We start from the raw sequence: 24,289 nt of genomic DNA on the forward strand, positions 1-24,289 counted from the left end.
TCGGTGGTAAAACAGGAAGTGGAACTGCGTCGCCGTGAGGTGACGGTTGACGATGCGTTACCGGCCACACTGCCACCGCTGCTGAAGCGGCTCTACCTGCAACGCGGCGTGCGTGACGCCGCTGAGCTGGAGCGCGGTGCGAAAAACCTGCTGTCGTATCAGTCCTTAAGCGGGATAGAGAGTGCAGTGGAACTGCTGCATCAGGCGCTGCTGGATGGACGTCGCATTATGGTCGTGGGCGACTTTGATGCCGACGGCGCGACCAGTACCGCGCTGACAGTAATGGCGCTGCGCAGCATGGGCGGCGGTAATGTGCAGTATCTGGTGCCTAACCGCTTTGAAGATGGTTATGGCCTCAGCCCGGAAGTGGTTGAGCAGGCGCGTGCGCGCGGCGCCGCGATGATCCTGACCGTCGATAACGGCATTTCCTCCCACGCTGGCGTTGATTTCGCCCACCAGCACGGGATTCCGGTGCTGATTACCGACCACCATCTGCCGGGCGAGACCTTACCGGCCGCTGAGGCGATCGTGAATCCCAATCTGCCGGACTGTAACTTTCCCTCGCGCGCGCTGGCGGGCGTGGGCGTGGCATTCTATCTGATGCTGGCGCTGCGTGCCCATCTGCGCGCCCAGGGATGGTTTGGCACTACACGCACGGAACCGAATCTGGCGGAGATGCTCGATCTGGTCGCGCTCGGTACGGTTGCTGATGTGGTGCCGCTCGACGTCAATAACCGCATTCTGGTGTGGCAGGGGCTCAGCCGTATCCGGGCCGGAAAATGCCGGCCAGGCATCCGGGCGCTGCTGGAAATTGCTAATCGCGATGCCCGTCAGCTGGCGGCCAGCGATCTTGGCTTTGCGCTGGGGCCACGGCTCAACGCCGCAGGCCGGCTCGATGATATGTCGGTGGGCGTGGCGCTGTTAATGACTGACGATCTCAGCCAGGCGCGGATGTTAGCCAGCGAACTGGATGCACTGAACCAGACACGCAAAGAGATAGAGCAGGGCATGCAGAGCGAAGCGCTGGCGCTGTGTCAGGCGCTGGAGCGCGAGCAGAGCGATCTGCCGTTGGGCCTGGCCTTCTATCATCCCGAATGGCATCAGGGCGTGGTGGGTATTCTCGCCTCGCGTTTGAAAGAGCGTTTCCATCGTCCGGTGATTGCCTTTGCTCCGGCGGGCGACGGCACACTGAAAGGATCGGGCCGCTCGATTGCCGGACTGCATCTGCGCGATGCGCTGGAGCGTCTGGATACGCTGCATCCTGGTCTGATGATGAAGTTTGGCGGTCACGCGATGGCGGCCGGCTTATCGCTGGAAACCGCACGCTACGAGGAGTTTCGTCAGCGCTTTGCCGATCTGGTCGGAGAGTGGCTGGATGGCGAATCGCTGCAGGGCATCATCTGGTCAGATGGCGGCCTGCAGCCGCAGGAGTTTTCCCTGCAGACCGCCGAAATGCTGCGCGAAGCCGGCCCCTGGGGCCAGGCGTTCCCGGAGCCCGCTTTTGACGGCAAATTTAAGCTGCTGCAACAGCGACTGGTGGGCGAGCGGCATCTGAAAGTGATGGTTGAGCCGCTGGACGGGGGGCCGCTAATCGACGGTATCGCCTTTAATGTTGATACCACGCTGTGGCCCGACAGCAGCATTCGTCAGGTTGAACTGGCCTACAAGCTGGATATCAATGAGTATCGCGGTAACCGTTCGGTGCAGCTGATCATCGACCATATCTGGCCGCTGAACTGAGTTAAACAGCGCGCGCGCGTCTCCGTCTACGGCAGACGCGCGTCAGCCTGGTTATCCCCGGCGTTCATCTGCTGCGCGCGAAGATGTCGCGCAAATGCGAGCCCTTACGCAACCCCGGCATCAGCCCCCTGTCTCAGCGCTACAATCTGCCGCCAGTTTCGGGTAAACTTGTGCGTTAATTTTCCTGTCCCATCGAACATAAAAAAGACGCTAAAGCCATGTTTGAAATCAACCCGGTCAAAAACCGTATTCAGGACCTCAGTGAGCGCAGCGACGTTCTTCGGGGGTATCTTTGACTACGATGCCAAGAAAGAACGCCTCGAAGAAGTAAACGCCGAGCTGGAACAGCCCGATGTCTGGAACGAACCTGAGCGTGCTCAGGCGCTGGGCAAAGAGCGCTCCTCACTGGAAGCGATCGTGCAGACGCTGGATCAGATGTCGCAGGGCCTGGAAGATGTGCAGGGCCTGCTTGAACTGGCAGTAGAAGCGGAAGACGAAGAGACTTTCAACGAAGCTGTCGTCGAGCTGGATGTCCTTGAGGGCAAGCTGGGCGAACTGGAATTCCGCCGCATGTTCTCTGGCGAGTATGACAGCGCCGACTGCTATATCGATCTGCAGGCGGGTTCCGGCGGCACCGAAGCGCAGGACTGGGCCAGCATGCTGATGCGTATGTATCTGCGCTGGGCTGAAGCCAAAGGCTTTAAAACAGAAATTATCGAAGAGTCTGAAGGTGAAGTTGCGGGCATCAAGTCTGTCACTATTCGCGTGTCAGGCGACTACGCCTTTGGCTGGTTACGCACCGAAACCGGCGTGCATCGCCTGGTGCGTAAGAGCCCGTTTGACTCTGGTGGCCGTCGTCACACCTCATTCAGCTCCGCCTTTATTTATCCGGAAGTGGATGACGATATTGATATCGACATCAACCCAGCCGATCTGCGCATTGACGTTTATCGCGCGTCGGGTGCGGGCGGCCAGCACGTTAACCGGACGGAATCTGCGGTGCGTATTACCCATATTCCAACCGGTACTGTCACCCAGTGTCAGAATGACCGTTCTCAGCACAAGAACAAAGATCAGGCGATGAAGCAGATGAAGGCGAAGCTGTACGAGCTTGAGATGCAGAAGAAAAATGCTGAGAAGCAGGCGCTGGAGGACAACAAGTCCGACATTGGCTGGGGAAGTCAGATCCGTTCTTACGTTCTCGATGATGCACGCATCAAAGATCTGCGCACCGGCGTAGAGACGCGTAACACCCAGGCGGTGCTGGACGGCGATCTGGATCGATTCATTGAAGCTAGTTTAAAAGCAGGGTTATAGACATGTCTGAACAACAACCGCAGAGCGCTGATGCCGCCGTTGAGTTAAATAACGAACTGAAAACGCGCCGCGAAAAGCTGAGTGCGCTGCGTGCCAATGGTCTGGCGTTTCCCAACGACTTCCGTCGTGACAGCCTTTCAAACCAGCTGCTGGAAAGCTATGGCGAGAAGAGCAACGAAGAGCTGGAAGAGGCAGGTATCGAAGTCAGCGTCGCCGGACGTATGATGACCCGTCGTATCATGGGTAAAGCCTCTTTCGTCACCCTGCAGGATGTGGGCGGCCGGATTCAGCTTTACGTTTCGCGTGACGATCTGGCTGAAGGCATCTACAACGAGCAGTTCAAGAAATGGGACCTCGGCGATATCCTCGGCGCGCGTGGCAAACTGTTCAGAACCAAAACCGGCGAACTGTCGATTCACTGTTCAGAACTGCGCCTGCTGACTAAAGCCCTGCGTCCACTGCCGGACAAGTTCCATGGCCTGGCCGATCAGGAAACCCGTTACCGTCAGCGTTACCTTGATCTGATCGCCAACGAAGAATCGCGCAATACCTTCAAAATTCGTTCGCAGATCATGGCCGGCATTCGCCAGTTCATGGTGGGCCGCGACTTTATGGAAGTGGAAACCCCGATGATGCAGGTGATTCCAGGCGGTGCTTCTGCACGTCCGTTCATCACCCATCATAATGCGCTGGATATCGACATGTATCTGCGTATCGCACCAGAACTCTACCTGAAGCGTCTGGTGGTGGGCGGTTTTGATCGCGTGTTCGAGATTAACCGTAACTTCCGCAACGAAGGTATTTCGCCACGCCATAACCCAGAGTTCACCATGATGGAACTCTATATGGCCTATGCGGATTATAAAGATCTGATCGAGCTGACCGAAAGCCTGTTCCGTACGCTGGCGCAGGATGTGCTGGGCAGCACGGTCGTGCCTTACGGCGAGCAGGAGTTTGACTTCGGTAAGCCATTTGAAAAGCTGACCATGCGTGAAGCGATCAAGAAATACCGTCCGGAAACGGATCTGGCCGATCTGGAAGACTTTGATAAAGCGGTGGCGATTGCACAATCCCTGCATATCAAAGTAGAGAAAAGCTGGGGTCTGGGCCGCGTTGTGACGGAGATCTTCGAAGAGACGGCCGAAGCGCATCTGATTCAGCCGACCTTTATCACCGAATACCCGGCTGAAGTCTCTCCGCTGGCCCGTCGTAACGACGAGAACCCGGAAATCACCGATCGCTTTGAGTTCTTCATTGGTGGTCGTGAAATCGGTAACGGCTTCTCTGAGCTGAACGATGCGGAAGATCAGGCTGAGCGTTTCCTGCAGCAGGTGAATGCCAAAGATGCGGGTGACGACGAAGCGATGTTCTACGACGAAGACTATGTCACCGCGCTGGAACATGGTCTGCCGCCTACCGCCGGTCTGGGTATCGGTATTGACCGTATGGTGATGCTGTTTACCAACAGCCACACAATCCGCGATGTGATTCTGTTCCCGGCACTGCGTCCAGGCAGCAAGTAAGCGTCATCAATCAAAAGGCCGGATCTTCCGGCCTTTTTTACCTCTATTCGTTCAGCAGATATCAGGATTTAATCGCCTGATCCAGCCAGCTTTGAAACCGCGCATAGGGCACATAGAGTGCAACGTTCTTATAGAGTGTCTTACCGCTGACATTGTCATTGATATTATTGCTGTAGCCGATAATTACGCCCGCCAGCGTATCATCAGAGGCGTTATAGACTGCGCCGCCTGACATCCCTTTGACCACACCCGCATTCGCCGCCACAACGACGCAGTCTGGCTTGTTCCAGCTGTTCGCCAGTGTGGTATTGATCAGGTTTTGCCCGCTGGAACTGACCGGCATGGCCGAAATAAAACTGTAGCCATAAAGATTGACCTGATCGCCGATATGGCTGTTGCGGAAGCTGGGTGGCAGATTCATTTCGCTGTTTTTATGGTAGATCACGGCCAGATCGCATTCCGGATGCCAGGCTTTGACGCGATAAAGGGAGAACTTCGCAACATGCGCGGCAGTCAGGCTATACTCCGGCGTCAGCGGGATGGTGGTACCAAGCGTGCCTAAACCCAGCACGGTAGGAATGCCGGTCACGGTCATATCAACCCGCCTTTCAGCCTCTTTACTGTACTCATAATGACCCACCGAGCAGCCGGTTAAGCCAAAAACCATTAAGGCTATGAGTCGTTGCATTCTCTCTCCCTGCGTCCGAAGTTCATTACATCACCTGGCAATTGATTAGGGATATATCGGCAACGTTAAGGATTTATTAATTAAATACGCACTAAAAAGCGTAACCGCTTAGCGGGAAATGACAACTGTGTCCTGGGCGTAAGACCTTTTGGCGGATTGTGTGCAGGCAGGTAGTAAGCGGTTTGTTTCAGGAAGAAGGCAGGATTATTGCGGTCGCGGCAATAATCCTTTGCTGTAAGCAGGCTATGTGGCGCATCAGCGCTGTGCTGTAATACTCAACGTGACGCAGATCAAATTTTAATAAACGTCGAGGGGCTGCGTGTCTGCGCGGTTCACCTGCATATGAAACCGGGAGAGTATTATGCCTGTAGCATTAATGGCGCTGGCGTTGAGTGCGTTCGCCATCGGAACCACTGAGTTTGTCATTATGGGATTGCTGCCGGAGGTGGCGCGCGACCTTCAGGTGTCGATTCCGTCGGCGGGCTGGCTGATCAGCGGCTATGCGCTGGGGGTAGCGATTGGTGCGCCGATTATGGCGCTGCTCACCGCCAGACTGCCACGCAAAAAAACGCTGATCCTGCTGATGGTGATCTTTATCGTCGGCAACCTGCTGTGTGCGCTGGCTTACAACTATAACCTGCTGATGCTGGCACGCATCGTTACCGCGCTCTGTCACGGTGCCTTCTTCGGTATTGGCGCGGTGGTGGCCGCCAGTCTGGTCCCTGCCGGTCGACAGGCTTCCGCTGTCGCGCTGATGTTCACCGGGCTCACCTTAGCCAACGTGCTGGGCGTGCCACTGGGAACCAGCTTCGGACAGATGTTTGGCTGGCGGGCCACCTTCTGGGGCGTGGCAGTCATCGGCGTACTGGCGTTTATCGCCTTAATCGTCAGTCTGCCCAACAACAAACAGGAAAAACCGGTTCATCTGGCGAGTGAAATTGGCGCACTGGCTAACGGCAAACTGTGGCTGTCGTTGCTGATGACAGTGTGCTTCGCGGCGGCAATGTTTGCGCTGTTCAGCTACATTGCGCCGCTGCTGTTAGAGGTGACGGGCATCAGCGATCGCGGTGTCAGCTGGACGCTGTTCCTGATTGGTGCGGGCCTGACGGTCGGTAATATTCTCGGCGGTAAACTGGCCGACTGGAAAGTCTCCTTCAGCCTGATCCTCAGCTTCTCACTGATTGCTATCTTCTCGCTGCTGTTCAGCTGGACCAGCCATGCGCTGTGGCTGGCGGAGATCACCCTGTTCCTGTGGGCGATGGCGACCTTTGCAACGGTGCCGGGCCTGCAAATTAACGTGGTGCGTCACGGCAAAGAGGCACCGAACCTGGTCTCAACCCTGAATATTTCGGCGTTTAATGTCGGTAATGCACTGGGTGCCTGGGTTGGCGGCGCAGTGATTGGTCGGGGTTTCGGCCTGACGGCGGTACCGGTAGCGGCGGCTGCGCTGGCCGTCATTGGTCTGCTGGTCTGCCTGATTACGTTCCGTAAATCGGGCCACGCGGCCACCAGAGTTCGCGCTTAAGCCAGGCGGGCGGTGATTCGTGCCGGAAAGTCAGCCACCTGCTGTTGCAGATGGCTGACAAAGGCATCAACCAGCGCTGAGGCGGGGCGGTGTTGCGGCCTCACCAGGCTGACGGTAAACGGCACCGCTACGCTGAATTTGCGCATCACGACACCGCTGTCGGCGTAATCCAGCGCTGTCAGCGGATTCACGATAGAAATCCCTACGCCCGCTCTGACCATCGCGCACACCGAAGCGGCGCTGTGCGTCTCCAGTACCAGCCGCCGTTCGACGCCCTGCTCCTGAAACAACGCATCCAGCAGCTGACGATAGCTGTCGCTGCGCGACAGGCTCACATACTTTTCGCCCGCAAAATCGTTCGGTGTCAGCACCTCACGCTGACTTAAGGGGTGATGCTGCGGCAACACGCATACTTCATCGCAGGTCAACAGGGCAAGGCGCTCAGTTCCGGCCGGCGCGTGCTGGGTCTCGGTTAAGCCGATATCGTAGCGCTGTGCTGACAGCCACTCCTCCAGCAGCGGTGACTCCTGAGGAATTACATTCAGGCTCACATCCGGATAGCGCTGTAAAAAGGGCTGACACAGCGGGGGCAGCAGCGACTGCGAAAAAACGGGCAGGCAGGCGATCGATAGCTCGCCCTGACGAAACTGGCGCAGGCCTTCCGCCGCTTCCATGATGCGGTCCAGACCGTACCAGGATCGCTGCACCTCTTCAAACAGACGCAATCCCTGCACCGTCGGCTGCAGGCGGCCGCGTACCCGCCCGAACAGCTCTAATCCCAGTTGCTGCTCCAGACGGGCCAGCTCCCGACTCACGGTAGGCTGTGAGGTGTGCAGCAGTGTGGCGGCCTGCGTCAGATTGCCGCTGGTCATCACCGCATGAAAAATTTCGATATGCCGCCAGTTAATGTTGGCCACGCCGCTTACCTATATCCATTCTGAATAGATGCTATTAAAACAGATATTTTTCGCTATGACACGATTCTGGCTTAATGCGGTTATCGCCACAGGAGAATTGCTATGCCACGTTCATTACAGAGTACTGAAACCGCACTCAACGTCGTTAATCTGCTGCCACTGGCACGCCGCTATGCCGGGCCATTCTGGGCCTACGACGCGCAGATTATCCAGGCGCGTATTGCTCAGCTGCAGTCGTTTGATGTGGTACGTTTTGCGCAGAAAGCCTGCTCGAATACGCATATCCTGCGGCTGATGCGCGCGGCGGGTGTAAAAGTGGATTCGGTATCGCTGGGCGAGATCGAACGTGCGCTGGCCGCTGGTTATCAGCCCGGCGGTGACGAGATCGTCTTTACCGCCGATCTGTTCGATCAACCTACCCTGGCGCGGGTAACGGCGTTGAAGGTGCCAGTAAATGCCGGTTCGATCGATATGCTGCATCAGCTCGGCGCAGTGTCTCCGGGACACGCGGTGTGGCTGCGGGTCAACCCTGGCTTTGGTCATGGCCACAGTCAGAAAACCAATACTGGCGGCGAAAACAGCAAGCACGGGATCTGGCATGGCGACTTAGCCGAGGCGCTGGCAGCTATTAACCAGCACGGTCTGCAGCTGGTGGGTATTCACATGCATATCGGCTCTGGCGTCGATTATGCGCATCTGCAGCAGGTCTGCGATGCGATGGTTGAACTGGTGATGGCGTCAGGTCAGGATCTGACGGCAATCTCTGCGGGGGGCGGGCTTTCTGTCCCTTATCGCTATGGCGAAGAGGCGATCGATACCCATCACTATTTCGGCCTGTGGGACGCGGCGCGGCAGCGTATCGCTCAGCATCTGGGGCACGCAGTAAAGCTGGAGATCGAACCGGGCCGTTTTCTGGTTGCTGAGGCTGGCGTGCTGGTGTCACAGGTACGGGCGGTGAAAGCGATGGGAAGCCGTCACTTTGTGCTGGTCGATGCCGGTTTCAGCGATCTGATGCGCCCCTCAATGTATGGCAGCTATCACCATATCTCGCTGATGGCGGGCGATGGGCGGGCGATTGATGAGCAGCAGACCCTCGACACGGTGGTCGCTGGCCCGCTGTGTGAATCGGGTGATGTCTTTACCCAGCTGGAGGGCGGCATGGTCGAACCACGCGCGATTCCGGCGGCGAAAGTGGGCGATTATCTGGTGTTCCACGACACTGGCGCTTACGGCGCATCCATGTCTTCTAACTACAACAGCCGTCCGCTGATCCCGGAGGTGCTGTTTGACCAGGGCCAGCCCCGCGAAATTCGACGTGCACAAACTATCGAGTCGCTGCTGGCACTGGAAATTATCTAATCACCTCGCTCAGGCGGCCCACGTGCCGCCTGTCAGCTATAGATCTCTTTTCGCAGCATGATCAGTTCCTCGGCCAGTTCGCGACACAGCATGGCATTCATCAGATGATCCTGCGCATGTACCAGAATCAGCGTGACCGGTAATTTTCCGCTTCCTTCGTCTGCGCCAATCAACGTGGTCTGGATTTTATGTGCCGCTTTTGCCGCAGTATCAGAGGCTGCCAGCCCCGCATCAGCCCCGGCCCAGTCGCGTTTGCGCGCGCACTGAATCGCCATCATCGCCGACGAGCGTGCTTCTCCCGCATTGATCAGTAATTCCATCATAGTCTGTTCGTAATCCATAACGCCTCCGCTATTGGTATGCCAAATTGGCCTTTTTAATCATACTGGAATGCCAAAAAACATTTCCGGGAGATTCATCACAGAAAAAAACGCGGGTATTCGTCATTTTGGTATGCCACTAACAAGGAAGATCATGATGATTACAGGACTACCGATCTTACATCTCTGAGGATTGATCATGTCTTTACAGGACCGCCTTATCGATTCCCTGGGCAGCTTCGCCACCCGCTTTAACAGTTATCGCTACATCATGGCGATTAAAGCCTCGTTCATTACCCTGATGCCGGTAATCATTGTTGGCGCCTTCTCGGTATTGATCTCTAACATGGTGCTGGACAGCAAAAATGGCCTTGCCAGCTTTGCCGCTCTGGCTTTCTTAGCTGACCTCAAGCCCATCACCAGCAGTATCAATTACGCCACGCTCAGCTTTCTTAACATTGGTGCGGTGTTCCTGATTGGTATTGAGCTTGGGCGCATCAACGGTATAAAAACGCTGTTTCCCGGTCTGCTGGCAATCATCTGCTTTATATCGGTGACGCCGACCACCTTACAGATGATGGTCGATGGGCAGATGCATCTGGTCACCGATGTGCTGGCCAAACAATTCTCCGATACCAAGAGCCTGTTTCTCGGCATGTTTATCGCCATTCTGTCGGTAGACATCTACTGCCGCCTTGAACAGGTTGAGCGGCTGAAAATCAAAATGCCCGACACTGTGCCGCCCAATGTGGCCGCCTCATTCTCTGCGCTTATCCCCTCAATTATTACTGTGACGCTGGTAGCGACCTTTGGCTTTATCTTCCATCGCGTTACCGGCATGTACCTCTACGACGCGGTATACCAGGTGGTGCAGCAGCCGCTGGAGTCGGTGGTGCAGAGTCTGTGGGGCATTCTGATTCTGATGTTCGTTGCCCAGCTGTTCTGGGTGATTGGCATACACGGTAACCAGATGGTGAAACCGATCCGTGAGCCACTGTTACTGGGCGCAATTCTGGTCAACATGACCGCTTTTGAGCAGGGAAAAGAGGCACCGAACATCATCACCATGCCGTTCTGGGATGTCTATATGAGCATCGGCGGATCCGGCCTGACCATCGGGCTACTCACTGCCGTAATGCTGGCGACGCGACGCAAAGAGATGCGTGAAATTGCCAAACTGTCGTTCGGCCCAGGCATTTTCAATATCAACGAACCGGTTATATTTGGTATGCCGATTATGCTTAACCCGATTCTGGCTATCCCTTTCATCATCACACCGCTGGTGACAGGTTCTATTGGCTATTTCGCGACGGTGATGGGCTTTGCCGGGAAAGCCGTGGTGATGGTGCCCTGGACCACGCCTCCGATTATCAATGCCTGGCTTTCAACGGCTGGATCGATGGGCGCAGTGGTGACACAGATCGTCTGCATTCTGGTGTCAGTACTCATCTATCTGCCCTTTGTGAAAGTCGCAGCCCGCCGCGCGGATGCAGCGGAAGCAAAAAGCCTGCAACCTGAGCTGAACCCCAACCGAACGGAGGTGTTATGAGTCGTCAGACTGTCCACATACCTGAGAATTTCATTCTGGGGGCTGCTGCCTCCGCCTGGCAGACGGAAGGCTGGAGCGGAAAAAAGCCGGGCCAGGACTCCTGGCCTGACGCCTGGTATCAGCAGGATCGTCACGTCTGGCACAACGGCTATGGCCCGGCGGTTGCCACTGACTTTATCAATCGCTTTAGTGAAGATGTGGCGCTAATGAAGGCCAGCGGGCTGACCCACTACCGGACTTCCATCAACTGGTCGCGTTTCCTGATCGATTATGAAACCGCCACGGTCGATGAGGAATATGCCGCTTACTATGACCGGCTGATTGATGAAATGCAGCGTCAGGGCATTGAACTGATGCTCTGTCTGGAGCATTACGAGCTGCCAGCCTTGCTGCTTGAGCAATATGGAGGCTGGCAGTCAAAGCATGTGGTTGAACTGTTTATTCGTTATGTCGAACAGGTTTTTAAACGTTATGCCGGTCGGGTCACACGCTGGTTTGTGTTTAATGAGCCCATTGTGGTGCAGACCCGCGTCTATCTCGACGCGCTGCGCTGGCCTTATGAGCAGAACACGCATAAATGGATGCAGTGGAACCACCATAAAAATCTCGCGACTGCCCGGGCAGTGCAGCTGTTCCGCAAGCGTGGCTATGCCGGTCGCATTGGTACCATTCTTAACCCGGAGGTCACCTATCCGCGATCATCCGCCCCGCACGACCAGAAGGCGGCGCATATTTATGACCTGTTCTACAACCGGGTGTTTCTCGACCCCGCGATTAAAGGCGAGTATCCGGCGGAGCTGCTGGCGCTGCTTGATCAGCATCAGATTGAGTGGGAAACCACGCCGGAAGAGCTGGCGATTATTGCTGCCAATACCGTCGATGAGGTCGGCCTTAATCTCTACTATCCCCATCGCGTGAAGGCGCCGTCCCGCGCCTGGCATCCCGAGACGCCCTTTCATCCTGCATGGTATTACGAACACTTTGAACTGCCTGGGCGGCGGATGAATCGTTCGCGCGGCTGGGAAATTCAGCCTGAAATTATCTGGGATATGGCACAACGAATGCGCGATGAGTACGGCAATATCCCGTGGTTTGTGGCGGAAAGCGGTATGGGCATTGAGAACGAAACCCAATTCAAAGATGCCGGTGGGGAAATTCAGGACGATTACCGTATCGCGTTTATCAGCGAACACCTGCATCAGGCGATACGCGCCAGCCAGGCGGGCATTAACTGTCAGGGCTACATGCTGTGGGCGTTTACCGACAACGTCTCACCAATGAATGCCTTTAAAAACCGCTATGGTCTGATCGAAATCGACTTAGATAAGCACCGTCAGCGCCGTATGAAGAAATCTGCCCATTGGTTCCGTACGCTGCGTGACACGCAGCAATTTACCCTGTGGCTTGATGATGAGCCGAAATAACGCGAGGAAACGAGCATGAAACGAATTGTTCTGGCCTGTGCTGCGGGCATGTCGACCTCAATGGTGGTCACGCGGATGGAAAAAGAGGTCGCCGCTCGCGGACTGGCATTTCAGATCTACGCTATTCCGGAGCAAAACCTGCGTGAAGAGCTGCAAAACTACGGCAGCGAGGTGGCGGTGGTGCTGCTCGGGCCACAGGTGCGCTTCAAACTGGAGGAGAACAGAAAACTCACTGACAGCTATCAGTTGCCTATCGCGGTAATCGATACGGTTGCTTACGGTACGCTGAATGGTGCAAAGGTACTCGATCAGGCGCTGGCTTTGATACACTGAGCCCCAGTTTGCGAGCCAGCCTCTCCGGTTCGCGGGCATTGTCGCGCAGGGAACGGCGGCAATGCCGTTAGCGCGTTGATTGCAAAGGGTGAAAGTGTGGACAAAGCCGAAGCGCCGCAAGAAAAAAAGCAGTACCAGGAAATTGGTCAGCACCTGCGTCAGCAGATCAGTGACGGACACTATCCGGTGGGATCGCGCCTGCCGCCTGAACGTCAGTTGGCTGAAACCTGGGGCGTCAGCCGGACCATCGTGCGCGAGGCATTATTGATGCTTGAGCTGGAAGGTACGGTGGATATCCGTCAGAGCTCCGGCGTCTATGTAATGCGTATTCCTTCCGCCAGTGATGATGAAGAAGAGGCTTTTTTCCGCAGCGACGTAGGCCCGTTTGAAATGCTACAGGCGCGTCAGTTGCTGGAGAGCAATATTGCCGCCTTTGCCGCAAAAATGGCGACTAAAGCGGACATTGAAAATCTGCGACGTACGCTGGAACAGGAGCAACGTGCCATCGCCGCCAACGACAGCAGTCAGGATAACGACAAATTGTTTCATCTGCTGCTGGCGGGTGCGAGTCAGAATCAGATGCTGCTCGATACCGTTACCAGTATCTGGCGGCATCACGACAGCAGCCCGCTCTGGCAGCAGCTGCGCCCGCAGTTTGAAACCCGCGCCTATCGCCTGAAGTGGCTCGGCGATCACCAGACTATCCTGGCTGCTCTGCGTCGGCGCGATGTGATGGGAGCCTGGCAGTCGACCTGGCAGCACCTTGAGAACGTCAAAAATACGCTGCTGGAGCTTTCCGACGCCGATGCGCCTGATTTTGATGGCTACCTGTTTGATTCAGTCCCGATCTTTCAGGGGAAACTGTTGTGATTGAGATTGTCTCGCTCAGTGATGCCCCACAGTTTGCCGATCAGATTATTGACTGGCAGTGGCGCGCATTTGGTGAAGCCAGTAGCCACGCGTTCTTTGCCAGTGTGGTGAACAGCAGCCTGAACGGTGCTGACTTCCCCGTAACCTTTGTCGCTCTGGAGGCGGGCAGGGCGGTCGGCACCGTAGGATTCTGGCGCTGCGACCTGATCAGCCGTCAGGATCTTTTCCCGTGGCTGGCGGCGCTATATGTTGATGATTCTTCGCGCGGCAAAGGTGTCAGTGAGGCGCTGCAGCAGCATGTCATTGCTTATGCACAGGCGCGGGGCTATTCACGGTTGTGGTTATGGTCGACGTTTGGGGGCTACTACGAACGTTATGGCTGGCTGCCACAGGGCGAAGCGCTGGAGTATCCCGATAAACCGGTAAAACTCTATTATCGCGACCTGTAAGAGAGGCCAGCCGCCACTGCGGCAGCTGGCAAAGGCGCACTTATGGCGCCGGGTAGGTATAACGACGGTGGATCGCCTCAATGCCTTCCAGGATCTCAGCGTTTAAGGTCAGATTGAAACTGTCGATATTGACCTGCAACTGCTCAAGCGTGGTGGCACCCAGCAGCGTACTGGCCACAAACGGCTGCTGACGCACATAGGCCAGTGCCATCTGCGACGGGTCGATCTGATGCTGTTGAGCCAGCGCCACATATTCGGCAATCGCCTTTTGTGACTGCTCGCCGCTGTAGCGGGTAAAGCGGCTGAACAGCGTGTTGCGTGCGCCCGCAGGCTGCGCGCCATTCAGGTATTTGCCGCTCAGCGTACCAAATGCCAGGCTGGAATACGCCAGCAACTCTACGCCTTCATGCTGGCTGATTTCGGCCAGACCCACTTCGAAGCTGCGGTTCAGCAGGCTGTAGGGATTCTGAATGCTGACGATGCGCGGCAGTTCATGCTTCTCTGCCAGCTGCAGATAACGCATCACACCCCACGCGGTTTCGTTCGACACCCCGATGTAGCGGATCTTACCGGCACGCACCTGTTCGGCCAGTGCTTCGAGCGTCTCCAGCAGCGTCACCTGAGCGGTGGTCTCGCTGTACTGATAGCCGAGTTTGCCGAAGTAGTTGGTCTGACGCTGCGGCCAGTGCAACTGGTAGAGATCAAGGTAATCGGTGTTCAGACGTTTCAGGCTGGCATCAAGTGCGGCGCGGATGTTTTTACGGTCCAGCGCCATATCCGGGCGAATCGACGCATCATTGCCGCGCGACGGTCCGGCCACTTTACTGGCCAGAATGATTTTGTCACGACTGCCGCGCTGTTTGAGCCAGCTGCCAATATAGTGTTCGGTCAGACCCTGGGTTTCCGGGCGCGGAGGCACCGGATACATCTCGGCAGTATCAATAAAGTTGATGCCGGAACGGAGTGCTAAATCCAGTTGAGCATGCGCGTCGGCTTCGCTGTTCTGTTCGCCAAACGTCATGGTGCCCAATCCCAGCTGACTCACTTCCAGCGTGCTGTGAGGAATACGATGATAGTGCATTGCCAGCTTCCTTTTCTTTATGGAATGGAATGTTGTGTTCTCAGGGACTATAGCGCGAGCAATGGCGGGGAAGGAAGGGGGAAAAGTCGGGGAAATCACCTGCCAGCGGGGAATCGGTGGCAGGTGATTAAATCGGGCAATTAACGTTCAATGATCGTTGAGACCTCATCGCTGTTAATCTGCACCATATGACCCGTCTGGTCAGTGTACTCCACCAGGCCGGTCTCTTTATCAATGCTCGGCTTGCCTTCGGTCATGATCATCCGGCCATCTTTGGTCGCCATGACATAATCAGAACTGCATCCACTTAAGAATGCGGCGGTTACCATCACCAGTGCTACTCCTGCCAACCCTTTCATCACGACTTATCCTCACAAATGGTCAAGTGCAAACAGTGTAGTAATAAATGGTTTTGCCGGCAGGGTTAATCGCAGAAATCTGAAAGTAACGGGGCGAGCAGGCTCGCCCTTGACTTTATCAGGCGTGCTTTTTCTTACTGCGCATCAGGTTAAGGCACTCAACCGCCATCGAGAAGAACATCGCGAAATAAATGTAACCTTTTGGTACATGGACCGCAAAACTCTCCAGAATCAGGGTAAAACCGACCAGGATCAGGAAAGAGAGCGCCAGCATTTTCACCGATGGATGACGTTCAACAAACTCACCAATGGCGCGTGCGGCGAACATCATCATCAGCACCGCAATTACAACGGCCGCCATCATAATGAACAGATGATCGGAGAGGCCGATAGCGGTGATGACCGAGTCGAGGCTGAAAATAATGTCGAGCATCATGATCTGCACAATCGCGCCGAGGAACGAATGGACGCGGGTGTTGTGCTCGCCTTCGCTGCCTTCGATCGTTTCATGGATCTCCATGCTCGATTTCCACAGCAGGAACAGTCCACCAAACAGCAGAATCAGATCGCGCGCCGAAAACGCATGATCCATCAGCGTAAACAGCGGGTTAGTCAGACGGGCAACCCACGCGATAGAGGCCAGCAGGCCAAGACGCATCAGCATCGCGCCCATCAGACCAATGCGACGTGCGCTGGCTTGCTGGTGCTTTGGCAGTTTAGCGACCACCAGCGACAGGAAAATGATGTTATCAATACCCAGCACCACTTCAAGGATGGTCAGGGTGCCCAGCGCCAGCCAGGCGTTGGGATCAGAAATCCACTCAAACATACCGACATTCAATCCTAAACGAAAAGTAAACGGCGATTATACGCATTCAATCCGCCGATCTCCCATAAAATTCCGAACTGACGGCGTGCGTGGTGACATTCAGAGGAGAAAATGACGTGCCAGCAGTGGCCCGGTGAAGCTCTTCTTGAGGTAGAAGCCGCGCGGCAGGGTCATGATTGGCTGGCCCTGATCGCCGATGCCCTCTGTCAGCGCCTTACTGTTGGCGGCTTTAGGGCGGATCTGCAGCCAGGCGCCATGTCGTGCGGTAATCTGCTCAACGCGTCCCAGCACAATCATATCCATCAGCTCTTCCCAGTCCTGACGCAGCATCTCATCTTCTTCTGTGTTCGGAGTCCATAACAGCGGCGCGCCAACACGGCGTTCCCGCAGCGGAATCTCACGCCCGCCTTCAACCGGGATCCATAACACCCGCGCCAGCTTGTGACGCACATGGCTGGTGAGCCAGGTGACGCCGCTGTTGCCGGTCAGCGGTGCGACACAGACAAAGGTGGTTTCCAGCGGTTTACCCTGCGCATCAATTGGGATGGTTTTCAGTTCGATACCCAGATGAGCAAAATCCTGTTCCGCTTTGCTGCCCGCGCTGGCACCCAGATGCCATTCCAGCAGCATGCCGACCCAGCCTTTATCGCGTTTAAGATCCGCAGGCATGGCCAGACCGGCGCGGGCGGCCAGCGTTTCCAGCGTCAATCCGGCTAAATCATGCGCGCGTGCCAGCAGGCTGGCCTCATCTTCAGGTGGTCCTGGCAGGTAACTCATGTTGATGACTCGCAGTGATTAAAATTTGTACAGTGGCGGCCGGGTTTATCTTTTCTCTAAAATAAACCGCGTCACGGATCGATAATAACATGATTGATCATGCTTTTTTTAGCGCATCTCCTGCTCAACATCTGCGGACAGTCAGGGTTATCCCAGCTTACCCGCAACAATGAACAGGATCTCCAGCCCGGTTATCCACAGAAAAATGGGATAACACTGTTTCTGTGCAGTACTGGTTCCATTTACAGCCTTGACTTTTCACGATATGAGCATAATTTCGCCTCTCTGGCCTAACCCTGAGCGATTAACTGTGGATAAAAAGCACTGTGCTTATATTTTAATCGATTGTCAGTTGTCGCGAACATATTGCCGTTTTATGAAAGTTTTATGGTTGGTCATTAAGATTTAATTTTGTTTAAATTCATTGTGATAAGGTAATAATGCTTTTCAGTCCGCAGGCGACCCCTGAAAATGTTATTCAGTTAACTCCCGCGTTCTGCACAAAGCTATCCACAGAAAACGTGAATAAGATCGATTTTTTTCGCGGTCTTTGTTTATAACTTTGCCCTTTTCTGTGAGTTATCCCAGCTTTGATGAGCTGATACCCCATGAATCCAGTGGTTTACCGCCTGTAAGGAGTGTGAAACAATCAGCGCATTCAAATTTTGCTTTGAGGTAGTCCGGTGATCGATGATGATGGCTACCGCCCGAATGTTGGTATCGTAATCTGTAACCGGCAGGGACAAGTGTTATGGGCCAGGCGCTTTGGACAGCACTCCTGGCAATTTCCTCAGGGAGGCATCAATCCCGGTGAAACCGCAGAGCAGGCGATGTATCGCGAATTGTTCGAAGAGGTTGGCTTACACCGGAAAGATGTTCGAATACTTGCTTCTACCCGCAACTGGTTGCGTTACAAGTTGCCAAAACGTTTGGTGCGTTGGGACACAAAGCCGGTATGTATCGGCCAGAAACAAAAGTGGTTTCTTCTGCAGTTAATGTGTAATGACGCGGATATCAATGTGCAGCACAGCAGTACGCCGGAATTTGACGGCTGGCGCTGGGTCAGTTTCTGGTATCCGGTGCGTCAGGTTGTCTCCTTTAAGCGCGACGTTTATCGTCGGGTAATGAAGGAATTCGCTGGCGTGGTGATGTCTATGCAGGAGAGTGCGGGGCAGCGAAATAATCCTGCCCATCGACGTAAGAGAGGATAGGCCACGCCCTTTATGCTCACTCAGTTGCGCGAAATTGTAGAAAAAGTGGCGAGTGCGCCGCGTCTCAATGAAGCACTCGACATCCTGGTCAATGAGATCTGTCTGGCGATGGATACGGAAGTCTGTTCCGTTTATCTCGCCGACCAGGACCGTCGCTGCTATTACCTGATGGCGACGCGCGGACTCAAAAAACCGCGTGGCCGCACCGTAACGCTGGCTTTTGACGAGGGTATCGTTGGTTTAGTGGGCCGTCTGGCTGAACCGATCAACCTTGCTGACGCCCAGAGTCACCCCAGCTTTAAATATATCCCCGCAGTAAAAGAGGAGCGCTATCGCTCCTTCCTCGGCGTGCCGGTGATCAGCCGTCGTCAGCTCCTTGGCGTGCTGGTCGTGCAGCAGCGCGAACACCGTCAGTTTGATGAAAGCGAAGAGTCATTCCTGGTCACGCTGGCTACCCAGATGGCGGCGCTGCTGTCGCAATCTCAGATGGGTCAGCTGTTTGGTCAGTTCCGCCAGACGCGGGTGCGCGCGATTGCAGCGGCACCCGGCGTCGCGGTGGCGCCGGGCTGGGTCGATGAGACGCAGCCTCTGCTCGATCAGGTATCGGCCGCCTCAACGCTGGATGTTCAGCGTGAACGTGAGCGTCTGTCGCTCGCGATGAGCGAAGCAACCAATGAATTTCGCCGTTTCAGCAAACGTTTCAGCGCCAGCGCACAGAAAGAGAGCGCGGCCATTTTCGATCTCTACTCGCACCTGTTAACCGATGCCCGTCTGAAGAAAGATCTGTTCGATGAGATCGAACGTGGATCGGTCGCCGAATGGGCGGTAAAACAGGTGATCGAGAAGTTTGCTGAACAGTTCGCCAGCCTGACGGACAATTACCTGCGTGAACGCGCGGGTGATCTGCGGGTACTTGGCCAGCGTCTGCTGTTCCACCTCGATGACACGCTGGTCGGCACGAATGCCTGGCCGGAACGCTTTGTGCTGGTGGCCGATGAACTTACTGCCACCACCTTAGCGGAGCTGCCGCAGGAGCGGCTGGCTGGCGTGGTAGTGCGTGACGGTGCAGCCAACTCCCATGCGGCGATCCTGACCCGCGCGATGGGGATCCCGACAGTCATGGGCGCTGACATCCAGCCTCATCAGCTCAACAAACGGCTGCTGATTGTCGACGGTTATCGCGGTGAGCTGCTGATCGATCCTGAGCCGGTGCTGGTGCAGGAGTATCAGCGGCTGATCAGCGAAGAGAACGCGCTGAGTAAAATGGCGGAAGGCGCAGTCGATCAGCCAGGTGAGCTGAAAAGCGGCGAACGCGTGCAGGTGATGCTCAATGCCGGACTAAGCCCGGAGCATGAGCAGGCACTTGGCAGCTGGGTGGATGGCATCGGCCTCTACCGCACCGAAATCCCGTTTATGTTGCAGAACGGCTTCCCGTCCGAAGAGGAGCAGGTGGCACAGTATCAGGGCATGCTGCAGCTGTTTCGCAACAAACCGGTCACGCTGCGAACGCTGGATGTGGGGGCAGATAAACAGCTGCCTTACATGCCGATTAGTGAAGAGAACCCCTGTCTGGGCTGGCGCGGCATTCGTCTGACGCTGGATCAGCCGGAAATTTTCCTGGTGCAGGTACGCGCGATGCTGCGTGCCAACGCCGCGTCCGGCAACCTCAGCATTCTGCTGCCAATGATCAGCCATATCGATGAGATCGATGACGCAAAACAGCTGATCGATCGCGCCGGACGCGAAGTGGAAGAGATGCTGGGCTTCCCGATTCCCAGGCCGCGCATTGGTATCATGATAGAAGTGCCGTCGATGCTGTTTATGATCCCGCATCTGGCGTCACGGGTCGATTTTGTTTCGGTCGGCACCAACGATCTGACGCAGTATCTGCTGGCGGTAGACCGTAACAACACCCGCGTCGCTAACCTATATGACTCACTGCATCCGGCGATGCTACGCGCACTGAATGCAATTGCGCAGGAAGCCCGCCTGGCCAATCTGGAATTGTGCCTGTGTGGTGAAATGGCGGGTGATCCAATGTGCGTCGCACTGCTGGTCGGGCTGGGGTATCACCATCTCAGCATGAACGGTAAAAATGTCCCGCGCGTCAAATACCTGCTGCGGCATCTGGATCACGAAGAAGCGCAGAAGCTCAGCGAGAGGGCGATGAATGCCCACACTGCCACTGAAGTTCGCCATCAGGTTTCGGCCTTTATGGAGCGGCGTGGCCTGGGTGGGCTGATCCGCGGCGGTCGTTAAATGCCTGGCCCGTCAGACCAGATGGGTTATCCGCGTTTACATTTGCAAGACAATTCACAAAACCGGCTGTGCTATTATGCGCAGCCTTAATTTATGTGCCTGACAACGCCCCTTTTCAGGGTTGAAAAATAGACGGTGAATGATGAATAACGGCTATATTGCATTTCCGCAGTTCGATCCGGTGATCTTCTCGATCGGACCGGTTTCGCTTCACTGGTACGGTCTGATGTATCTGGTGGGCTTTGTTTTCGCCATGTGGCTGGCTGTGCGTCGTGCAAATCAGCCTGGCAGCGGCTGGAAAAAAGAAGAAGTTGAGAACCTGCTTTACGCCGGTTTCCTGGGGGTATTCCTGGGCGGCCGTATCGGCTATGTCCTGTTCTACAACTTACCGCTGTTCCTGGAAAATCCGCTCTACCTGTTCAAAGTCTGGGATGGCGGCATGTCATTCCACGGTGGCCTGATCGGGGTCATTGTGGTGATGCTGGTCTTTGCCCGCCGTACTAAGCGCCATTTCTTCCAGGTCGCGGATTTCATTGCGCCGCTGATCCCGTTTGGTCTGGGTGCCGGTCGTCTTGGTAACTTCATTAACGGCGAGCTCTGGGGCCGTGTCGATCCGGGCTTCCGCTACGCCATGCTGTTCCCAGGCTCCCGCAGCGAAGATGTCGCGCTGGCCGCCACGAATCCGCAATATCAGGAACTGCTCAACACCTATGGAGTGCTGCCACGTCATCCTTCACAGCTTTACGAACTGGCGCTGGAAGGGGTGGTGCTGTTCATCATCCTGAACCTGTTTATTCGCAAGCCACGCCCGATGGGCAGCGTTTCTGGCCTGTTCCTGATCGGCTATGGTGCTTTCCGTATTATCGTTGAGTTCTTCCGCCAGCCGGATGCTCAGCTTGGCCTGTTTGAAGGCGGAATCAGTATGGGACAGATCCTCTCTGTGCCGATGATTGTTGCCGGTATTATTATGATGATCTGGGCGTATCGTCGTCGTCCGCAGCCACAATTTCGCGAGGAAAAATGAAACAGTATCTGGATTTAATGCAACACGTGCTGCACGAAGGCACACCAAAAGCTGACCGTACCGGCACCGGTACGCTTTCAATTTTTGGTCACCAGATGCGTTTCAATCTGCAGGATGGTTTTCCGCTGGTCACTACCAAGAAATGTCACATCCGCTCCATTATTCATGAGCTGCTGTGGTTCCTGAAAGGTGATACCAACATCGGTTATCTCAAGGAAAACAACGTCTCAATCTGGGATGAGTGGGCAGATGAGAAGGGCGATCTCGGTCCGGTGTATGGCAAGCAGTGGCGCAGCTGGGGAACGGCCAGCGGTCAGGAGATCGACCAGTTAAGCCAGGTGATGGAGCAGCTGAAGCGCGATCCGGACTCTCGCCGGATTATCGTTTCTGCCTGGAACGTCGGCGAACTCAGCGAGATGGCACTGGCTCCTTGTCATGCGTTTTTCCAGTTCTACGTGGCCGATGGCAAGCTCTCCTGCCAGCTTTATCAGCGCTCGTGTGACATCTTCCTGGGCCTGCCGTTTAACATCGCCAGCTATGCACTGCTGGTGCATATGGTGGCGCAGCAGTGCGATCTGCAGGTGGGCGACTTCGTCTGGACCGGTGGTGATACGCACCTCTACAGCAACCATCTGGAGCAGGCGCGCCTGCAGCTGACCCGCGAGCCGCGTCCGCTGCCATCACTTGTTATCAAACGCAAACCGGCGTCACTGTTTGACTACGAGTTCGACGATTTTGAGATTCAAGGCTACGATCCGCATCCTGCGATCAAAGCCCCTGTCGCTATCTGATTCGCGATAAAGATAACGCCCTGGCAACGTCGCCGGGGCTTTTTTTTGCCTGCACAACGGTAAGTCTGCAGCACCGCTCGCACGCTTCTGACACTGCCAGAGCGTAAGAAATATTCTCTGCGGCACGCTTTTCAGACTGACATCACTCACCTTGTTTCGCCTCTCCTTAACCCGCACGCTGACGCCATGAAAACAGCACACTTACGGGGTTTTACCCTGCCGGAGCTGCTGCTGGTGATGGTGATTGCCGGCTTGCTCAGTCTTGCTGCGCTGCACGGCTGGCAGCGCTGGCAACAGCGGCAGCAACTGCGCGACAGCGCTCAGCAATTGCAGGGATTCCTGCTACGCCTGCGCGCCCAGGCCAACCGGCAAAATAGCGACCTGGTTTTATGGTCACAGCCTGACGATCCCTGGTGTATCGGTGCCGGAAGTCGCCCCGTTGCGGGTTGTGGTCACGGGAAACGGCTGCATTTCATCGCGCCGTACCCGGGGGTTGTACTTTATGGCATCCGGGGGGAGCCGGGGTTTTATGGCCGTCGCAATGTGGCTAAAGCGGGCAGTATTGAACTGGGGAACAGCGCCGGACGTATGCGGCTGATTATCTCGGCCAGAGCCCGGATTCGTCTCTGCATGACAGATGAAGAGGCGTGCCGTTGAAAAGTGAGGGATTCAGCCTGCTGGAGATGCTAATCGCCATGGCAATCAGCGCGGTGCTCATGCTCAGTGCGGGCCGTTTTCTGCCGTTGCTGCTGGCTGAAAACGCTGGCGTGCTGCAACGGGCGCAGCTGCGGCAGGAGTTACAGCAGATGATGGCGACACTGGAAAAGGCGGTGCGACGGGCGGGTTACTGTCACGGTGCGTGTGGCAGTGGCGCACTGAAAATCAGTGAGAGCTGCCTGCTGCTGCGCTGGGACGAGAACAGCAACGGTAAATGGGAAGCGGTAAGCCATGCAGAGAGTGACTACTACGGTTATCGCCTGCGACAGAAGCAGCTTGAGATGCAGCGTGGTGTTGACCAGTGTCAGTCAGCGGGCTGGGAGCGACTCTCCGATCCCGCGTTCATGACGCTTGAGCAGTTCAGCGTCAGCCAGCAGGACGGCCAGGTAAGAATAGTGCTGCAGGGCCAGGCCGGTCACTGGCTTGAAACCGTGGAGAGCTGGGTTGAGGGAGAAAACCTGTGAAGCAGCGAGGCAGCAGCGCCTTGGGCATGGTGTTGATGATAATGGTCATCGGCAGCTTTACGCTGCATGCCAGCCGAAAGATGTCAGAGCAGGGAATGCGGCTTCTGGCCGATGAACAGCAGTTTTTGCAGGATTTCTGGCGGGCGCAGTCGGCACTGCAATGGGGCTTATCCCTGAACTGGCCTGTCACTGAGGCGGCCAGCTGTCAGCAGGATAATCACCAGGGCTGGCGCAGCTGCTTACAGCGAGGTGAAAAGGATGAAGGACTGCTTAAAGGTGAGGCGAGCGGCAGTGGCATGGCTGTCTGGCATTGGGTCCGCTTTCGGGGTAATCAAATTACTGCGCTGCCGCACGGCTGGATCGACTACTGCCCGCTCACGCCTCCGGCAGCCTGTTTGTAAGTGCGGTGGATTCAGCTTGCCGGAAGTGTTGTTTGCTCTGCTGTTAATGGCATTAAGCAGCAGCACCCTGTTGCACTATCATCGCGCACTGGCAGTGGGATTCAGCCAGCAGTGGTATCAGCGTGAGGCATGGCGGGTTGCTGAGCAGCGTCTGGCAGGGCATGAAGTAATAGGGTGGAAATCCACGCTGCAACAGCAGAGCGGCCCCTCAGGCTGCACCCTGGAGCGGGCTGAAGTAACGGGCCCCTGGCAGCGTAGTGCCACCCTGACACGACTGCGCTGTTAAACGCCACGGGTCGCCCTTTTGATGGGTTTCAACCGCGATACGCGGTAAAGTGGCAGAGCCGCATTACCGCAGTCAT

The 24,289-nt window shown here is 55.8% G+C and carries 25 protein-coding genes; 18 read left to right on the forward strand and 7 right to left on the reverse strand.

What is annotated here, in order from left to right:
* The first annotated feature begins 3 nt into the window (after positions 1-3).
* The 3 genes from recJ to lysS all read left to right on the forward strand — a co-directional run bounded on the left by recJ (position 4) and on the right by lysS (position 4,580).
* Positions 4-1,740 (forward strand): single-stranded-DNA-specific exonuclease RecJ, encoded by a 1,737-nt coding sequence (gene recJ / locus ACR8BF_RS03930; protein ID WP_314985479.1) that lies wholly within the window; start codon positions 4-6, stop codon positions 1,738-1,740.
* Positions 1,741-1,958: 218 nt separating this feature from the next.
* A protein-coding gene (prfB, locus tag ACR8BF_RS03935) for a peptide chain release factor 2 (RefSeq protein ID WP_179898478.1) occupies positions 1,959-3,057 on the forward strand; the annotation gives its coding sequence in 2 pieces (ribosomal slippage) (positions 1,959-2,033 and positions 2,035-3,057; 1,098 coding nt in all).
* 2 nt (positions 3,058-3,059) lie between these two features.
* The gene (lysS, locus tag ACR8BF_RS03940) at positions 3,060-4,580 is read left to right on the forward strand and encodes a lysine--tRNA ligase (protein WP_179898477.1); all 1,521 of its coding nucleotides are present in this window, start codon (positions 3,060-3,062) and stop codon (positions 4,578-4,580) included.
* A gap of 61 nt (positions 4,581-4,641) precedes the next feature.
* On the opposite strand, the gene ACR8BF_RS03945 is transcribed toward lysS, so the two are convergent.
* On the reverse strand, positions 4,642-5,268 hold the full coding sequence (locus ACR8BF_RS03945; protein ID WP_434745572.1) for a serine protease: 627 nt from the start codon (positions 5,266-5,268) through the stop codon (positions 4,642-4,644).
* A 361-nt stretch (positions 5,269-5,629) separates the two neighbouring features.
* Between ACR8BF_RS03945 and ACR8BF_RS03950 the strand changes: the two genes are divergently transcribed.
* Positions 5,630-6,793 (forward strand): MFS transporter, encoded by a 1,164-nt coding sequence (locus tag ACR8BF_RS03950; RefSeq protein WP_179898475.1) that lies wholly within the window; start codon positions 5,630-5,632, stop codon positions 6,791-6,793.
* Here the strand turns inward: ACR8BF_RS03950 and ACR8BF_RS03955 are convergent.
* Positions 6,790-7,710: a LysR family transcriptional regulator gene (locus tag ACR8BF_RS03955; protein WP_179898474.1), complete on the reverse strand. Its 921-nt coding sequence runs from the start codon at positions 7,708-7,710 to the stop codon at positions 6,790-6,792. The two genes, ACR8BF_RS03950 and ACR8BF_RS03955, sit on opposite strands and share 4 nt — an antisense overlap.
* Before the next feature lie 102 nt (positions 7,711-7,812).
* Between ACR8BF_RS03955 and lysA the strand changes: the two genes are divergently transcribed.
* Positions 7,813-9,069, forward strand: a complete 1,257-nt coding sequence (lysA, locus tag ACR8BF_RS03960) for a diaminopimelate decarboxylase (protein WP_434745573.1) — start codon at positions 7,813-7,815, stop codon at positions 9,067-9,069.
* Between the two features lie 32 nt (positions 9,070-9,101).
* Here the strand turns inward: lysA and ACR8BF_RS03965 are convergent, their stop codons facing one another.
* Positions 9,102-9,410: a PTS lactose/cellobiose transporter subunit IIA gene (locus tag ACR8BF_RS03965; RefSeq protein WP_434745574.1), complete on the reverse strand. Its 309-nt coding sequence runs from the start codon at positions 9,408-9,410 to the stop codon at positions 9,102-9,104.
* A gap of 178 nt (positions 9,411-9,588) precedes the next feature.
* Here ACR8BF_RS03965 and ACR8BF_RS03970 point away from each other — a divergent pair, with 178 nt between their 5' ends.
* From ACR8BF_RS03970 to ACR8BF_RS03990, 5 genes are all read left to right on the forward strand, one after another.
* Positions 9,589-10,938, forward strand: a complete 1,350-nt coding sequence (locus ACR8BF_RS03970) for a PTS sugar transporter subunit IIC (protein ID WP_434745575.1) — start codon at positions 9,589-9,591, stop codon at positions 10,936-10,938.
* Positions 10,935-12,362, forward strand: a complete 1,428-nt coding sequence (locus tag ACR8BF_RS03975; RefSeq protein ID WP_434745576.1) for a glycoside hydrolase family 1 protein — start codon at positions 10,935-10,937, stop codon at positions 12,360-12,362. Before ACR8BF_RS03970 ends, ACR8BF_RS03975 begins: the two co-directional genes overlap by 4 nt.
* 15 nt (positions 12,363-12,377) lie before the next feature.
* Positions 12,378-12,695 (forward strand): PTS sugar transporter subunit IIB, encoded by a 318-nt coding sequence (locus tag ACR8BF_RS03980; RefSeq protein ID WP_003853964.1) that lies wholly within the window; start codon positions 12,378-12,380, stop codon positions 12,693-12,695.
* A 96-nt stretch (positions 12,696-12,791) separates the two neighbouring features.
* The gene (locus tag ACR8BF_RS03985; RefSeq protein WP_434745577.1) at positions 12,792-13,565 is read left to right on the forward strand and encodes an FCD domain-containing protein; all 774 of its coding nucleotides are present in this window, start codon (positions 12,792-12,794) and stop codon (positions 13,563-13,565) included.
* Positions 13,562-14,014 (forward strand): GNAT family N-acetyltransferase, encoded by a 453-nt coding sequence (locus tag ACR8BF_RS03990; RefSeq protein ID WP_286865513.1) that lies wholly within the window; start codon positions 13,562-13,564, stop codon positions 14,012-14,014. Before ACR8BF_RS03985 ends, ACR8BF_RS03990 begins: the two co-directional genes overlap by 4 nt.
* Positions 14,015-14,054: 40 nt before the next feature.
* On the opposite strand, the gene ACR8BF_RS03995 is transcribed toward ACR8BF_RS03990, so the two are convergent.
* The 4 genes from ACR8BF_RS03995 to mutH all read right to left on the reverse strand — a co-directional run bounded on the left by ACR8BF_RS03995 (position 14,055) and on the right by mutH (position 17,060).
* Positions 14,055-15,095: an NADP(H)-dependent aldo-keto reductase gene (locus tag ACR8BF_RS03995; RefSeq protein WP_090965805.1), complete on the reverse strand. Its 1,041-nt coding sequence runs from the start codon at positions 15,093-15,095 to the stop codon at positions 14,055-14,057.
* A 140-nt stretch (positions 15,096-15,235) separates the two neighbouring features.
* Positions 15,236-15,454 carry a YgdI/YgdR family lipoprotein gene (locus ACR8BF_RS04000; RefSeq protein WP_003853956.1) on the reverse strand — a complete coding sequence of 73 codons (219 nt, stop codon included), beginning with the start codon at positions 15,452-15,454 and terminating at the stop codon, positions 15,236-15,238.
* A gap of 118 nt (positions 15,455-15,572) precedes the next feature.
* On the reverse strand, positions 15,573-16,283 hold the full coding sequence (locus ACR8BF_RS04005; RefSeq protein ID WP_003853954.1) for a TerC family protein: 711 nt from the start codon (positions 16,281-16,283) through the stop codon (positions 15,573-15,575).
* A 99-nt stretch (positions 16,284-16,382) separates the two neighbouring features.
* Entirely contained in the window at positions 16,383-17,060 is a 678-nt protein-coding gene (mutH, locus tag ACR8BF_RS04010; RefSeq protein WP_179898469.1) for a DNA mismatch repair endonuclease MutH, read from the reverse strand.
* 683 nt (positions 17,061-17,743) lie between these two features.
* Between mutH and rppH the strand changes: the two genes are divergently transcribed.
* The 8 genes from rppH to ACR8BF_RS04050 all read left to right on the forward strand — a co-directional run bounded on the left by rppH (position 17,744) and on the right by ACR8BF_RS04050 (position 24,213).
* Complete coding sequence (gene rppH / locus ACR8BF_RS04015) at positions 17,744-18,271, forward strand: RNA pyrophosphohydrolase (protein WP_009087042.1); 528 nt, start codon at positions 17,744-17,746, stop codon at positions 18,269-18,271.
* Between the two features lie 12 nt (positions 18,272-18,283).
* Positions 18,284-20,530: a phosphoenolpyruvate--protein phosphotransferase gene (gene ptsP / locus ACR8BF_RS04020; protein ID WP_179898468.1), complete on the forward strand. Its 2,247-nt coding sequence runs from the start codon at positions 18,284-18,286 to the stop codon at positions 20,528-20,530.
* Positions 20,531-20,672: 142 nt separating this feature from the next.
* Positions 20,673-21,554, forward strand: coding sequence for a prolipoprotein diacylglyceryl transferase (gene lgt / locus ACR8BF_RS04025; RefSeq protein WP_090966301.1), 882 nt, complete (start codon positions 20,673-20,675; stop codon positions 21,552-21,554).
* A complete protein-coding gene (gene thyA, locus ACR8BF_RS04030) occupies positions 21,551-22,345 on the forward strand; it encodes a thymidylate synthase (protein WP_179898467.1) in 795 nt (264 codons plus the stop codon). The genes lgt and thyA overlap by 4 nt, the downstream gene beginning before the upstream one ends.
* Positions 22,346-22,531: 186 nt before the next feature.
* Positions 22,532-23,002, forward strand: coding sequence for a prepilin-type N-terminal cleavage/methylation domain-containing protein (locus ACR8BF_RS04035; RefSeq protein WP_434745578.1), 471 nt, complete (start codon positions 22,532-22,534; stop codon positions 23,000-23,002).
* Positions 22,999-23,526, forward strand: a complete 528-nt coding sequence (locus ACR8BF_RS04040) for a prepilin peptidase-dependent protein (protein ID WP_434745912.1) — start codon at positions 22,999-23,001, stop codon at positions 23,524-23,526. Before ACR8BF_RS04035 ends, ACR8BF_RS04040 begins: the two co-directional genes overlap by 4 nt.
* The gene (locus ACR8BF_RS04045; protein ID WP_313701652.1) at positions 23,523-23,927 is read left to right on the forward strand and encodes a DUF2509 family protein; all 405 of its coding nucleotides are present in this window, start codon (positions 23,523-23,525) and stop codon (positions 23,925-23,927) included. The genes ACR8BF_RS04040 and ACR8BF_RS04045 overlap by 4 nt, the downstream gene beginning before the upstream one ends.
* A gap of 46 nt (positions 23,928-23,973) precedes the next feature.
* Entirely contained in the window at positions 23,974-24,213 is a 240-nt protein-coding gene (locus ACR8BF_RS04050) for a prepilin-type N-terminal cleavage/methylation domain-containing protein (RefSeq protein WP_179898690.1), read from the forward strand.
* Positions 24,214-24,289 lie beyond the last annotated feature (76 nt).

Source organism: Candidatus Pantoea rara (assembly GCF_051136265.1).
Taxonomy (GTDB): Bacteria; Pseudomonadota; Gammaproteobacteria; order Enterobacterales; family Enterobacteriaceae; genus Pantoea; species Pantoea rara.